This is a genomic window from Streptomyces sp. NPDC058683 (assembly GCF_042716195.1).
Lineage (GTDB): Bacteria > Actinomycetota > Actinomycetes > Streptomycetales > Streptomycetaceae > Streptomyces.
The window spans coordinates 100,072-113,203 of sequence record NZ_JBHXSK010000028.1 but is presented as its reverse complement, the minus strand read 5'-3'; the positions used below and the strand labels follow the sequence as shown (position 1 = coordinate 113,203).

General features: G+C 71.3%; 12 protein-coding genes. 1 reads left to right on the top strand and 11 read right to left on the bottom strand.

Annotation, left to right across the window (positions count from 1 at the left end; all coding sequences use genetic code 11):
* Window positions 1-78: 78 nt before the first annotated feature.
* The 5 genes from ACFWXC_RS29105 to ACFWXC_RS29085 all read right to left on the bottom strand — a co-directional run bounded on the left by ACFWXC_RS29105 (window position 79) and on the right by ACFWXC_RS29085 (window position 6,934).
* Window positions 79-1,482: an NAD-dependent malic enzyme gene (locus tag ACFWXC_RS29105; protein ID WP_384483256.1), complete on the bottom strand. Its 1,404-nt coding sequence runs from the start codon at window positions 1,480-1,482 to the stop codon at window positions 79-81.
* 325 nt (window positions 1,483-1,807) lie between these two features.
* Entirely contained in the window at window positions 1,808-4,123 is a 2,316-nt protein-coding gene (locus ACFWXC_RS29100; RefSeq protein WP_384483255.1) for a HelD family protein, read from the bottom strand.
* A gap of 60 nt (window positions 4,124-4,183) precedes the next feature.
* Window positions 4,184-4,948, bottom strand: coding sequence for an anti-sigma factor family protein (locus tag ACFWXC_RS29095; RefSeq protein ID WP_384483254.1), 765 nt, complete (start codon window positions 4,946-4,948; stop codon window positions 4,184-4,186).
* A gap of 59 nt (window positions 4,949-5,007) precedes the next feature.
* Complete coding sequence (locus tag ACFWXC_RS29090; protein WP_010039908.1) at window positions 5,008-5,529, bottom strand: sigma-70 family RNA polymerase sigma factor; 522 nt, start codon at window positions 5,527-5,529, stop codon at window positions 5,008-5,010.
* A 772-nt stretch (window positions 5,530-6,301) separates the two neighbouring features.
* Window positions 6,302-6,934: a CGNR zinc finger domain-containing protein gene (locus ACFWXC_RS29085; protein ID WP_384483253.1), complete on the bottom strand. Its 633-nt coding sequence runs from the start codon at window positions 6,932-6,934 to the stop codon at window positions 6,302-6,304.
* A 277-nt stretch (window positions 6,935-7,211) separates the two neighbouring features.
* On the opposite strand from ACFWXC_RS29085, the gene ACFWXC_RS29080 reads away from it, so the two are divergent.
* Window positions 7,212-7,748: a peptidoglycan-binding protein gene (locus tag ACFWXC_RS29080; protein WP_384483252.1), complete on the top strand. Its 537-nt coding sequence runs from the start codon at window positions 7,212-7,214 to the stop codon at window positions 7,746-7,748.
* Here ACFWXC_RS29080 and ACFWXC_RS29075 read toward each other — a convergent pair.
* From ACFWXC_RS29075 to ACFWXC_RS29050, 6 genes are all read right to left on the bottom strand, one after another.
* Window positions 7,699-8,214 (bottom strand): helix-turn-helix domain-containing protein, encoded by a 516-nt coding sequence (locus tag ACFWXC_RS29075; protein WP_384483251.1) that lies wholly within the window; start codon window positions 8,212-8,214, stop codon window positions 7,699-7,701. The genes ACFWXC_RS29080 and ACFWXC_RS29075 overlap by 50 nt on opposite strands.
* Window positions 8,215-8,447: 233 nt before the next feature.
* Window positions 8,448-8,756, bottom strand: a complete 309-nt coding sequence (locus tag ACFWXC_RS29070) for a hypothetical protein (RefSeq protein WP_384483250.1) — start codon at window positions 8,754-8,756, stop codon at window positions 8,448-8,450.
* 10 nt (window positions 8,757-8,766) lie between these two features.
* Entirely contained in the window at window positions 8,767-9,927 is a 1,161-nt protein-coding gene (locus tag ACFWXC_RS29065; RefSeq protein ID WP_384483249.1) for a uroporphyrinogen-III synthase, read from the bottom strand.
* 88 nt (window positions 9,928-10,015) lie between these two features.
* On the bottom strand, window positions 10,016-11,383 hold the full coding sequence (locus ACFWXC_RS29060; protein ID WP_384483248.1) for a nitrate/nitrite transporter: 1,368 nt from the start codon (window positions 11,381-11,383) through the stop codon (window positions 10,016-10,018).
* Window positions 11,384-11,567: 184 nt separating this feature from the next.
* The gene (locus tag ACFWXC_RS29055; RefSeq protein ID WP_384483247.1) at window positions 11,568-12,419 is read right to left on the bottom strand and encodes a hypothetical protein; all 852 of its coding nucleotides are present in this window, start codon (window positions 12,417-12,419) and stop codon (window positions 11,568-11,570) included.
* A gap of 84 nt (window positions 12,420-12,503) precedes the next feature.
* The gene (locus tag ACFWXC_RS29050; protein ID WP_384483246.1) at window positions 12,504-12,974 is read right to left on the bottom strand and encodes an ATP-binding protein; all 471 of its coding nucleotides are present in this window, start codon (window positions 12,972-12,974) and stop codon (window positions 12,504-12,506) included.
* Window positions 12,975-13,132 lie beyond the last annotated feature (158 nt).

Sequence of the window (13,132 nt, the reverse complement as noted above, 5' to 3'; positions counted from 1 at the left end):
TCATGCGGGCGCGTCGCGTTTCGGGTGCCGGCCCGGTGGGGGCTTGTCGCGCAGTTCCCCGCGCCCCCGAAGGGGCGCTTACGCGCCCTTCGCGGCTTCCCGCACCGCGCCCGCCACCGCTCCCGCGACCTTCTCGTTGAAGACGCTCGGGATGATGTAGTTCGGGTTCAGCTCGTCCTGGGTGACGACGTCGGCGAGCGCCTTCGCGGCCGCGAGCATCATGTCCGTGTTCACCGTGCGGGACTGGGCGTCCAGGAGGCCGCGGAAGACGCCCGGGAAGACCAGCACGTTGTTGATCTGGTTGGGGAAGTCGGAGCGGCCGGTGGCCACCACGGCGGCCGTCTGGCGGGCGATCGCCGGGTCCACCTCGGGGTCCGGGTTCGCGAGTGCGAACACGATCGCGTCGTCGGCCATAGCGGCCACGTCGTCGCCGTCGAGGACGTTCGGGGCCGAGACGCCGATGAAGACGTCCGCGCCGCGCACGGCCTCCTTCAGCGTGCCGGTGAGGCCCTCGTGGTTGGTGTTGTCGGCGATCCAGCGCAGCGGCGAGTCGGCCTGGGCGTCGACCAGGTCCTCGCGGGCGGCGTGCACGACCCCGCGGATGTCGGCGACGACGGCGTTCTTCAGGCCGGCCGCGAGCAGCAGTTTGAGGATGGCCGTACCGGCCGCGCCGGCGCCGGACATGACGACCCGGATGTTCTCAATCGCCTTGCCCGTGCAGCGAAGTGCGTTCGTGAGGGCGGCGAGGACGACGATCGCGGTGCCGTGCTGGTCGTCGTGGAAGACGGGGATGTCGAGGGCCTCGCGCAGGCGCGCCTCGATCTCGAAGCAGCGCGGGGCGGAGATGTCTTCGAGGTTGATGCCGGCGAACCCGGGGGCGATCGCCTTGACGATCTCGACGATCGCGTCGGTGTCCTGGGTGTCCAGGCAGAGCGGCCAGGCGTCGATGCCGGCGAACCGCTTGAAGAGGGCCGCCTTGCCCTCCATGACGGGCAGCGCGGCCATCGGGCCGATGTTGCCGAGGCCGAGCACGGCGGAGCCGTCCGTCACGACCGCAACGGAGTTGCGCTTGATGGTGAGGCGGCGCGCGTCCTCGGGGTTCTCCGCGATCGCCATGCACACGCGGGCCACGCCCGGGGTGTAGATCATGGAGAGGTCGTCACGGTTGCGGATGGGGTGCTTGGACTGCATCTCGATCTTGCCGCCGAGGTGCATGAGGAACGTACGGTCCGAGACCTTGCCGAGGGTGACGCCCTCGATCTCACGGAGCTGCCCGACGATCTGGTCGGCGTGGGCGGTCGAGCTGGCCGCGATGGTGACGTCGATGCGGAGCTTCTCGTGACCCGACGCGGTGACGTCGAGGCCGGTCACCGAGCCTCCGGAGGACTCCACGGCGGTGGTGAGCTGCGAGACGGCGGTTCCGCTCGCGGGCACCTCCAGCCGGATGGTCATCGAGTAGGAGACGCTGGGCGCCGTTGCCATGGCCGACTTCCTTCGTTTCACCGTGTAGCGATTTCTGCCGTCCGATCGTCGCACCTACCGCCGGGTAGGCGTTAGCGGGGCCAGGTTTCGTGCCTATTGTTCGCGCGAAAAAGAGGCCCACATCACACCGTGATGTGGGCCTCTTCGACGTTTATGACACCGACCCGCCATGCTCGCCTCGCGGCAAGTGGTCGCTCGTAGCGACGAAGGTTGGGCCCGGGGGCTTGGATCGAGCCGGTGTCACGACAAGGCTAACAAACGGATCCCGCAAGGCCATTCCCGTCCGGGGACTTCACAGGAAACCTCCAGCCGAACGGCCCCGCGCTCACTCCCTCAGAAGGTCCGGTACCCCGGCCGCGTCCGGTTCGTCCCGCTCCCCGGAGACCACCGTCAGCTGCTGGGTCGCCCGGGTGAGGGCCACGTACAGCACGCGCAGCCCGGCCGGGGACTCGTCGGCGATCTCCGCGGGCGACACGACGACCGTCGCGTCGTACTCCAGGCCCTTGGCCTCCAGGCTGCCCAGGGCCACCACCCGGTCGCCGAGCCCGGCGAGCCAGCGGGCGGCCTCGGCGCGCCGGTCCATCGCGACGACCACGCCGACCGTGCCGTCGACCAGGTCGAGAAGCCGCTCGGCCTCCGCCCGCACGGTCTTCTCCGGCGAGTCGCGGACAACGGTGAAGCGGGGTTCGATCCCGGTGGAGCGGACCGCCGAGGGGGACTTGGAGCCGGGCATGGCGAGGGCCAGCACCCTGGCCGCGAGCTCGGCGATCTCCGCCGGGTTGCGGTAGTTCACGGTGAGCTCGAAGCGGCGGCGCGGGCGGCTGCCGAGGGCCTCGTCCCGCGCCTCGGCCGCCTCGTCCGGGTCGGACCAGGAGGACTGGGCGGGGTCGCCGACCACCGTCCAGGTGGCGTGCCGGCCGCGGCGGCCGACCATCCGCCACTGCATGGGGGTGAGGTCCTGCGCCTCGTCGACGATGACGTGGGCGTATTCGACGCGCTCCTGGGCGAGCCGTTCGGCGCGCTCGCGCTGGGACTCCTCGCGCGTCGGCATCAGCTCCTCCAGGCCGGTGAGCTGGTCCAGCGGGTCCAGTTCGCGCTTCTTCCGGGGGCGGACCGGGGCGCCGAGGATGGACTGGAGTTCGTCGAGCATGGCGATGTCGTGCACGGTGTGGCCGTCCCGGCGCAGGGAGCGGGCGACCCTGCGGATCTCGCCGGGGTTGAGGATGCGGCGGGCCCAGCGGCCGAGGCGGCGCTCGTCGGCCATCGCGGTGAGGACGGCCCGCGGGGTCAGCTCGGGCCACCAGGCGTCGAGGAACCCGATGAAGGAGTCCTCCGTGAGGATGTCCTCGTCGAAGGAGGAGCGCAGTTCGGCGGCCAGCTCCGGGTCGCTGTGCCGGCCGGCCGCGCCGGAGCGGGTCCACAGGGCGTCCAGGAGGAGCTTGCGGGCACGGGGCCGCAGCAGGTTGACGGGGGCCGTGCCGCCGAGCGCGTTGTGTCTGATGCGGTCGAGTTCCTCGGCCTCCAGCTCCAGCCGGCGGCCGAAGGCGACGACTCTGAGCCGGGCCGGTGCATCGTTGGACTCCAGGGCCCCGCGGGCGGCCCTGCGCAGCACCCGGAGCATCCGGGAGGAACCCTTGGCGCGGGCGGTGGCCGGCGTGTCGTACAGGGTCGCCTCGGCGCCGTCCACGAGGGAGCCGATGGCGCGGATGGCGACTTGGCCCTCCTCGCCGAGGGACGGGAGGACGCCCTCGGTGTACGCGACCAGCAGCGGGGTCGGGGAGACGATCAGGATGCCGCCCGCGTACCGGCGCCGGTCCTGGTAGAGCAGGTAGGCGGCGCGGTGCAGCGCCACGGCCGTCTTGCCGGTCCCCGGGCCGCCCTCGACGTAGGTGACGGAGGCGGCGGGGGCGCGGATGACCAGGTCCTGCTCGGCCTGGATGGAGGCGACGATGTCCCGCATGGAGTGGGTGCGGGCCTGGCCGAGGGCGGCCATCAGGGCGCCGTCGCCGATGACGGGCAGGGTGTCGCCGTCGAGGAAGGCGGTCAGCTCCGGGCGCATCAGGTCGTCCTCGACACCGAGGACCCGGCGGCCCTTGGAGCGGATCACCCGGCGTCGTACGACACGCCCGGGATCCACCGGAGTGGACCTGTAGAACGGCGCGGCGGCCGGTGCCCGCCAGTCGATGACCAGCGGGGCGTAGTCCTGGTCGAGGACGCCGATCCGGCCGATGTGCAGGGTCTCGGCGATGTCGGCGGTCTGGTCCGCGCGGACCGCGCCCTCGGCGGGCTCCACGGCGGTGTAGGCGCCGTCCGGGCCCTTCTTGCCGTCCTTGCCGAGGAGCAGGTCGATCCGGCCGAAGAGGAAGTCCTCGAACTCGTTGTTGAGCCGGTTGAGGTGGACCCCCGCCCGGAACACCTGCGCGTCCCGCTCGGCGAGGGCACCGGGGGTGCCCACCTGACCGCGCTTGGCCGCGTCGTTCATGAGGAATTCCGCCTCGTGGATCTTCTCCTCGAGGCGCTGGTACACCCGGTCGAGGTGTTCCTGTTCGACGCTGATCTCACGGTCCCGAACGGAGTCCTGACTGGAGTCCTGTTCCGAGCCGTGAGGGCCGACCGCGGATTGTTGTGCCTGAGCGGCCACCGGGCCCCCTTCTGACGTGCTGGGCAGCCGTCAACCGTACGCGAAGGGGGCCCGCTGAAGCTACGCGCTGACCGAGACCAGCTTCTTGCCGTCGAACGTCATGACTTCGAAGTGGTCGATCTGGTTGGGGGTGAAGGCCGCGCCGCCGTGCACGTAGAGAGGCTCCTTGGCCTTCTCCGACTTGGCGTCCGTGATGCCGTATCCCCAGGTCGGGACGGACCAGGAGGTCACCGTCTCGCGCTCGCCGTTCTTGCCGACGGCGATCAGCGAGCACTTCTTCGGGCCGGTGACGTTCTTGAGCTGGAGGACCGCGTGGGTGCCCCAGTCCTTCTTCTCGACGGCGACGGTCGCGGAGACGTGGGTCGTCGGGTCCGTGGCCGACTTCTTGTCGGACATCGTCTGGAAGGCCGTCTGAGCCGGTCCCATGGCCATGTCCGTGCCGGCGCCGCCGCTGTCCGAGCCGGTCAGCGCCACACCGGCCGCCGTGCCGCCCGCGATCAGCACGACCGAGGCCGCCAGGCCGAAGAGGCTGCGCCGGGTGCGGACCTTCCGCTTGTCGGCGACCTCCACGACCAGCTTCTCGACCATCCGGGGGCTGGGTTTGGCGGACAGCGACTCGCCGATGGACGGCGTGGATCCGGAACCCGGCAGATCGGCCAGGGCCGCTAGCATGGGCTCCATTCCGGCCAGCTCGTCGAGCTGCTGGGCGCACCATTCGCACCCGGCCAGATGGGCCTCGAAAGCGGTTGCCTCGGCGTCGTCGAGAATCCCCAGCGCGTACGCGCCGACGGTCTCGTGCTCATTGGGAACCGGAGATTCCTGCATAGCACCAGACATACCCGAACCACCTGTGCCGAACCCGCCGTGTCCCCCGTACACACTCATCACGCCGTCACCCCCCGCTCCTCCAGTGCCAGCTTCATGGACCGCAGGGCATAGAAAACCCGTGAGCGCACGGTGCCGCTGGGTATACCCAGCGTTTCGGCCGCCTCGTTGACGGTACGCCCCTTGAAGTACGTCTCGACGAGCACCTCCCGGTGGGCCGGGGTCAGGTCGTCGAGCGCGTCAGACAGCGTCATCAGCCACAGCGCCTTGTCGATCTCGTCCTCCGCGGGGATGACCTCCAGCGGCGACGGATCGACCTCCTGCGGCCGGGCCTGCCGGCTGCGGTGACCGTCGATGACGATGCGGCGAGCGACCGTCACCAGCCAGGGGCGTACCGATCCGGTCGCTCGATTGAGCTGGCCGGCGTTCTTCCAGGCACGGATGAGTGTCTCTTGCACGACGTCCTCGGCGCGTTGCCGATCACCGGCGACCAGCCGAAGGACATACGCAAGGAGAGGTCCGGCGTGCTCTCGATACAGAGCACGCATCAGCTCCTCATCGGGCTCCGAGGGCTGGGACATGCGATGTCGGGCCCTCGATCCACGTTCATTGGCCACGGCCGCATCCTTGCGCACGCCCACCTCCGGTGTCCGGGGGTTCCCCCAGTCGGTCGCTCCCCCACCGGTACGGAAGTGACTCGCGGTGTGTTCAACAAGACCTCACATTTTTCTGCGAGGTGACATGACGAGCGGGACATGACCCCACATTCCCACCGCGTGATCTTTACATTTCCGACACAACGCCGAACGCCCGAGCGTTGCCCGGGGGTTGCCGCCGACAAACTGAATGTTGTCGAAATCACTTCCGGGGAGCTTCGATGAAGATCCGGCAGATGCCGCAAAAGGGACGGGGGTTGAAGGGGGCGGGTCGAGCGAACGCGGCCTGCCGGGCGGCACGGAGGGCTACTTCGCTCGGGCGAGAGCCTTCGCGGGGGGGGGGCAGGCGGGCGTCACGGTTGAACGAGAGCTTCCGCCGGGGAGGGCGGGCAGGCACGGTCCGGCGGGAACCCCCGCCGGGGAGACGGGCAGGCATCACGGTCGGTCGGGAACCGCACGGCCGGGGGCCGCACGGCCGGGGGCCGGCCGGGCGTCGCTCGTTACGCGGGCGAGGGCCGCCAGCCGAGGCAGGTGGACGGGACTCGCGCGGGCGAGGGCCGCTCACCGAGGGGCAGCCGGACAGGCCCCACGCGGGCGAGGGCCGCTCGCCGAGGGGCAGCCGGACGGGACCCACGTAGGCAAGGGCCGCTCACCGAGGCAGCCGGACGGGATCCGCGTCGGCGAGGGGGGCTCGGGGTCATGCTCGGGCGAGGGCTGCGCGGCGACGGTGGCGGGCCACCCGTTCGCGGTTGCCGCAGGTCTCACTGGAGCACCAGCGGCGTCTGCGTCCGCGGGAGGTGTCCAGGTAGACGATGGGGCAGTTGTCGCCCTCGCACTCCCGGACGGCCGCCCGCGCCACGGGGTCGGTGAGCAGCTCCACGGTGTCCCGGGCGACGGCCGCGAGCAGCGCGGCGCACTCCGGCGGGCCGGCCAGCTCCCGGACCAGGACCCCGTCCGCGCCGGGTACGGCACGCGGGGCCGGCGGTGCGGCGGCGCGCGCGAGGTCGTTGACGCCGGCGAGCGCGAGGTCGTACGACCGGGGGCGGAGGTCGATCCGGACGCCGTTCTGGCCGCGGTTCCGGCCGTTGTCCCGCTCGCGTATCAACTGCCCCACATATCCTCTTAGTTCACGGAATGCGACCAGCCAACCGATGTCGGCGTGCGTCAGCGGGGTGTCCGGCGGGACGAGTCCGGAACCGGCGATCCAGGCCCGCAACGGTTCGAGCGTGTCGAGCCGTTCGCCGGGATGCGTGGTCGCCAGCAGATCCAGACAGATCCGCCCCGCGTCGAAGCGCAGTTCGTACGGGGCCGTCGCCGTACCCAGTGCCATGTGCCTGTCACCGCCTAGGACAGGGAACCGTGTCCTCTCACAGTGCCCGGCCCGGCGGGCGGCCGGAACCCCTCGCACCCGTGTTCCGCGAGGTTCCCGTCCGACCCGCACCCGGCGGGGACGCCGGTGCGTGCGGCGCGGGCCGTCCCCGTTCGGTCCGGATACCCCGGCAGGCCTCGCCGCGGCGGCCCGCGGCCGTAACCCTTTGTCCTGCGAACGCACGGCGAGCCGCCCCAGGGGGGACCACGGGGGACGGCGGTTCAGAGAGGACACGTTCATGAGCATGCGCATCCGGGTCGTCGCGATGGCGACGGCCGTACTGCTGGGCGCCGGCGGCCTGGCCCTGGCACCCGCGGCGAGTGCCGCCGCGCCCTACCACGGCATCGACGGCGGCGGTGCCGTCACCGACGACTGGCAGGACGAGGAGAACCTCGGCGTCGACGACTACGCCACGAGCAACGCCACCGCCCTGTGGGAGACCGTCCTGTGGGCGGACGGCGCCCAGTGGCAGGACGACGACGGCGACTGGCACCCCTTCACCAAGAGCCAGATCGACGGCTCGTTCGGCCCCGAGACCGAGTCGGCCACCCAGTGGTGGCAGGAGCACTTCGGCCTTTCGGACAACGACGGCGTCGTCACCGACCAGACGTGGACGTTCGCCCAGCAGCGGCTCACCGGCCCGACCTCGCTCCAGACCGTCACGTTCCACGGCACCGCGCACAACGCCCCGCTCAAGCGGATCAGCAGCAAGTACCGGGTGCGGATCAAGGGCACCGGCTCGTACAAGATCGCGTACTACGACAAACTCGGCTGAGCACCCCGCGGGGCAGCGCCCACAGCAGCCCCGCGGTCAGCAGCACGATGACACCGAACGCGGCGAGGGCGACAGTCCGCCACCGCCGCGTTTCCGGTTCCGGTCCCGGGAGCGGCTCCGGTACGGGAGGTGCTTCCGGTACCGGTATCCGTGCCGGTACCGGTACCGGTATCGGTTCCTCCGGTGGCTCCGACGCGCCCTGCGGCCACGCCTGTTCGGCCAGCTCCCACAGTGCCAGCAGCCGCGTCTGGTCCCCGCCGCCCAGCCGGCACAGCACCTGGGCGGCGCTCCTCGGCGGCAGTCTGTCCCCGCTCAGATAGCGCTGCCACGACGACTTGCTGTACGCGGTGCGCCGGGCCAGATCGGCCAGGCTGAGCCCGGTACGGCCCTTGAGGACCCGTAGTTGCTCGACCAGCTGCCGGGCCTCTCCCGGCAGTGTGGCCGGCAACGGCTGCCAGCGTGTCATGTCCTGTTCCCCCCGTGTGCCTCGGTCCGGCGTCAGCGTGCCGCCCGCCCGGCGGGATCCGGCAGAGCGCACGCCCGCGGACCGGGGCACACGCGGTCCCGCGTGCGCGTCCGCGCGGGACGGCCCGGCGCGGACGGGGAGGAACGGACCCGAGTGACGGCCCGAGTGACGGCCCGGGAGCCGCCGGTTACGGCCGGTTGCCGGGAGACGGTCCCCAGAACGTCGTACGACGGTCAGCCGGACCGCTCATCCCCGGTGGCGAAGAACCGCCGTACGTACTCCCCCGAAGGCAGCGCGCTCTCCCGCATGAGGGAGAAGACCTCGGCCCCTTCGCCCGGCACGCCGTCCATCCGGAACGCCTCGGCGAAATCGGCGTAGTCGACGTCTTCCAGCACGTCGCAGTACTCACGCGCCTCGCTCTCCGCACGGTCGATCGCCTCGTCCGGCGACCGGGCGGTCCACAGCGTGACCCGCTCCTCGTACACCCCGAGCGAACGATGCCGGAAGACGCACCGAACGCCGTACCACTCCATGGCCGCCATGGCCGGAGTCTCACACGTCTGCGTACTTGGCGTCCGCAGCCGGGTCCAGGGCGAGCCGGTAGCCCCGCTTGACCACCGTCTGGATCAGCTTCGGCGCGCCCAGGGCGGTACGCAGGCGGGCCATCGCCGTCTCCACCGCGTGTTCGTCGCGCCCCGCGCCCGGCAGGGCCCGGAGGAGTTCGGCGCGGGCGACCACCCAGCCCGGCCGCCGCGAGAGCGCCCGCAGCAGGGACATCCCGGCCGGCGGTACCGGCCTCAGCGCGCCGTCGACGAGGACCGCGTGCCCCCGGATCTCCACCCGGTGCCCGGCGACGGGCAACGCCCGTGCACGCGAGGGGAGTTCCTGGCAGAGCAGCTGTACGAGGGGTCCGAGCCGGAAGCGTTCGGGCCGGATGGTGTCGAGGCCCAGGGCCTGGAGCGGGAGCGCGGTGACCGGGCCGACGCAGGCCGGGACGACGTCGTGGTGGAGGGCGGCGAGCAGGTCGGCCTGGAGCCCCCGTTTCCCGGCGCGGGAGAGCAGGGAGGCCGCGGCGGGCGCGCTGGTGAAGGTGACCGCGTCGACCGAGCGGGAGACGACGGCGTCCAGGAGCCGGTCCACCGGCGCGAGGTCCTCCGGCGGCATCCACCGGTACACCGGCACCGGCAGCACCTCCGCTCCCGCGGCCCGCAGCGACTCCACGAACCCCGGCAACGGCTCCCCGTGCAGCTGTACGGCGATCCGGCGGCCCTCGACGCCCTCCTCGAGGAGCCGGTCGAGCACCTCGGCCATGGACTCGGAGGACGGCGACCACTGCTCGGTGAGCCCGGCGGCCCGGACCGCCCCCTTGACCTTGGGACCGCGGGCCAGCAGCTCGACATGGCGCAGCCGGTCCAGCAGCTGCTCGCCGAAGCCCCAGCCGTCCGCGGCCTCGACCCACCCGCGGAACCCGATCGCGGTGGTCGCCACGGCCACGTCCGGCGCCTGGTCGATGATCTCCTTCGTGGCGGCGAGGAGTTCCCCGTCGTCGGCGAGCGGCACGATGCGCAGGGCGGGCGCGTGCAGCACGGCGGCGCCGCGCCGCTGGAGCAGCGCCCCGAGTTCGTCGGCCCGGCGCGCGGCCGTGACCCCCACGGTGAACCCCGCGAGAGGGCCGGGCCGGCCGGCGTCCGGCCGCTGCTGTTCCTCGTCCATGGCTGCTCTCCTAGCTGACCCGCATGACGAACGAGCCTGTCAACGGCGCGTGACAGGCTCGGTTCGGGTTGATGTCACCGGTGTTACGTCACACCTCGACGTAGCTGAGCTGCGGCTTCGTCTCTGCGGCGGCCGTGGCCCGGGCCTGCGCGGCCGGGCGGCGAAGGTATACGGCCCAGGTGACGGCGAAGCAGAGACCGTAGAAGACCAGGAAGGCGACGAAGGCGCCGGTGCCGGAGCCGGAGGAGAGGTAGGACTGCCGGAAGGCGAGGTTGATACCGACGCCGCCGAGCGCGCCGACCGCCCCGATGAGTCCCATGGAGGCCCCGGACAGCCGCCGCCCGTAGGCCACGGCCTCCTCACCGGCGAGCCCCTTGGCGAGGGCCTTGGCCTGGAAGATGCCGGGGATCATCTTGTACGTCGACCCGTTGCCGAGGCCGCTGAGCACGAACAGCACGACGAAGAACGTGACGAACAGCGGCAGCGACTTCTGCAGGCCGGCGACGACGAGGAGGGCGGTGGCGGTGGCCATGCCGACGTAGTTCCAGAGCGTGATCCGCGCCCCGCCGTACTTGTCGGCGAGCCATCCGCCGACGGGCCGGATGAGGGAGCCGAGCAGCGGACCGATGAAGGTGAGGTACGCGGCCTGGAGCGGCGTACGGCCGAACTGGACCTGGAGCACCTGCCCGAAGGCGAACGCGTACCCGATGAACGACCCGAACGTCCCGACGTAGAGGAAGGACATGATCCAGGTGTGGGCGTCCTTCGCGGCGTCGATCGCCGCGCCGGTGTCGTTCTTCACGGTGGCGAGGTTGTCCATGAAGACCGCGGCGAGGACGGCGGCCAGGAGGATCAGCGGGATGTAGATGCCGAGCAGCACGCGCGGCCCGCCGCCGGCCCCGATGACCGCGAGCGCGACCAGCTGGATGACGGGCACACCGATGTTGCCGCCGCCCGCGTTGAGCCCGAGCGCCCACCCCTTCTTCTTCAACGGGAAGAAGGCGTTGATGTTGGTCATGGAGGAGGCGAAGTTCCCGCCGCCGATGCCGGCCAGCAGGCCGACGAGGAGGAAGGTGTCGAAGGACGTCCCCGGCTTCATCACCGCGAAGGCGGCGACGGTCGGGACGAGCAGCAGCGCGGCGGAGACGATCGTCCAGTTCCGGCCGCCGAAGAGCGCGACGGCGAAGGTGTACGGCACCCGGACGACGGCGCCGACCAGGGTGACCATGGAGGTCAGCAGGAACTTGTCGGCCGGGGTCAGGCCGTACTCGGGGCCCATGAACAGCACCAGCACGGACCACATGGTCCAGATCGAGAACCCGATGTGCTCGGACAGGACCGAGAAGATCAGGTTCCGCCGTGCGACCTTCTCGCCGGTCGCGTTCCAGAACGCCTCGTCCTCCGGATCCCACTCCTGGATCCAGCGACTGCGTGAGGTAGGGGCTGGGGCTGTCATGACGCCTCCACGGTGCTCCGCGTGCTCGGTCTTCCGACTCCGGATGAGTGACTGAGCCCGAAGGTAGGGAGACGGAGTTTCCGCACTGTGGCCACGGGTGACCGGAAGGGAACGTTGCTCTCACCCTGGCGGGAGGACGGGTGAGAGGTCGGGGGCGGAGGGCGGAGGCGCCGGGGAGGAGGACTCAGCGGGACGAGGGGTAGGGAGGCTGCTGGGGCGGGGTGTAGGGCCCGTAGGGGCCGGGGGGCTGCTGCGGGGGCGGGGCGTAGGGGCCAGGGGCGGGCGGGGCGGGCGGCTGCTGGCCGTACGGGGGCTGCGCGCCGTACGGGCCGTAGGGACCGGGCTGCTGCGGCCATGGCTGCTGGTACTGGGGTTGCTGCCACGGTTGCTGGGGCTGCTGGACCGGGGCCGGCTGCATCGGCATTTGCACCGGCATCGGCATCGGCGTGCCCGGCGGCAGATACCGCACCCGGCCGCTCTCCTCCCTCACCGGCACGAACCCGGCGGCCTGGAGGCGCTGCGCGAACTTGGCGTTGCGCCCGCGCGTGACGAAGAACCCGAGTCCCATGACCGCCATGAGGATGACCCACACGACACCGGCGACGACGAAGGCCCCCGCACTCCCGCCGGCCCGCGCCGCGGCCAGCACCAGCCCGAGGGTGATACCGCCGGCCCCGAACAGCATCCGCTTCTCGGCGTTCTTGCCGGTGAGGTCGAACTGGATGCGGGCCTTGAGGAGTTCGACGGCGTCGGGAACGAGGGGCGGCAGGGAGACACCGTCGGCGGCGTTCGGATACTGCGCCCAGTTCTGCGCGGCGCGGGCCCGGCCCTGCGGGCTGTGGTCGGGCACGATCAGCAACTTGAGGACGTTGTTGCGGGAGCCGGCGTGGCGGGCGTCGGCGTACTCGTAGCCGAACTGCTGGGCGATGAAGGCCAGCCGGGCGAGCTTCTTCACGGAGGACCAGGGGTTGGTGAGCTCGACGGGCTCGCCGCCGGCCATCAACTGGAACATCTTCCGCACCTGCCGCGTGCTCACAGCATCCACTCCCCGTTGACTGAGCCACTCTTTTCACTTCCGCAACCGGGAAAGTTTTCCATGCGGCAGGCCACGAGGGGACCGCTACCGAGCGGATTGACCGGAGCTTGACCTGTCCACCTCGAACCACAACAGCTTCCCGGCGCCACGGTCCAGTGGACCGCCGTCCCTGATGGGCCAGCCGCCCCACGAGTCGGCGTACTCCTGCACGAGGTGCAGCCCGCGCCCCTCTTCGGCATCCGCCGGGGCGAGCGTGACACGGTCCGACGGCGGTGCACCGAAGGGGGCCGGGACGCGCGGATGACTGTCCCAGACACCGACCCGCAACCGGCCGTCGGGCAGGGCGGTCAGCCGGAGGGAGGCGGGGCCGTTCGTGTGCCGGTAGGCGTTGGTGACCAGTTCGGACGTCAACAGCTCGACCACGTCGAGGATTTCGTGCCTGCCATGGCCGCCGAGTGCCGCCCGTACGGTCATACGTGCGACGCGTGCCGCGCGCGGATCATGGGGCAGGCGAAGGGCGTACGCCCAGGTGTCGGGCAGGGATACGGTTCCCATGGTGACCTCCAGCGAGAGAGGGGGAGGCGGATCGGGCTCAACGACCGCGCCGGGCGGTGGCTCTGCCGTGGGTGGTGCGCTTCCGGCTTATGGGCGGGGGGAGTTGAGCGAGGCAGAACCCACCATAGGGCGTGGCGATGTCATAATTAACATCGACC

Coding starts and splice junctions, on each gene's coding strand:
- ACFWXC_RS29070 (WP_384483250.1), bottom strand. CDS start 8,756: ATGGCGGCCATGGAGTGGTACGGCGTTCGGTGCGTCTTCCGGCATCGT.
- ACFWXC_RS29105 (WP_384483256.1), bottom strand. CDS start 1,482: ATGGCAACGGCGCCCAGCGTCTCCTACTCGATGACCATCCGGCTGGAG.
- ACFWXC_RS29060 (WP_384483248.1), bottom strand. CDS start 11,383: ATGACAGCCCCAGCCCCTACCTCACGCAGTCGCTGGATCCAGGAGTGG.
- ACFWXC_RS29080 (WP_384483252.1), top strand. CDS start 7,212: ATGAGCATGCGCATCCGGGTCGTCGCGATGGCGACGGCCGTACTGCTG.
- ACFWXC_RS29095 (WP_384483254.1), bottom strand. CDS start 4,948: ATGCAGGAATCTCCGGTTCCCAATGAGCACGAGACCGTCGGCGCGTAC.
- ACFWXC_RS29065 (WP_384483249.1), bottom strand. CDS start 9,927: ATGGACGAGGAACAGCAGCGGCCGGACGCCGGCCGGCCCGGCCCTCTC.
- ACFWXC_RS29085 (WP_384483253.1), bottom strand. CDS start 6,934: ATGGCACTGGGTACGGCGACGGCCCCGTACGAACTGCGCTTCGACGCG.
- ACFWXC_RS29050 (WP_384483246.1), bottom strand. CDS start 12,974: ATGGGAACCGTATCCCTGCCCGACACCTGGGCGTACGCCCTTCGCCTG.
- ACFWXC_RS29075 (WP_384483251.1), bottom strand. CDS start 8,214: ATGACACGCTGGCAGCCGTTGCCGGCCACACTGCCGGGAGAGGCCCGG.
- ACFWXC_RS29090 (WP_010039908.1), bottom strand. CDS start 5,529: ATGTCCCAGCCCTCGGAGCCCGATGAGGAGCTGATGCGTGCTCTGTAT.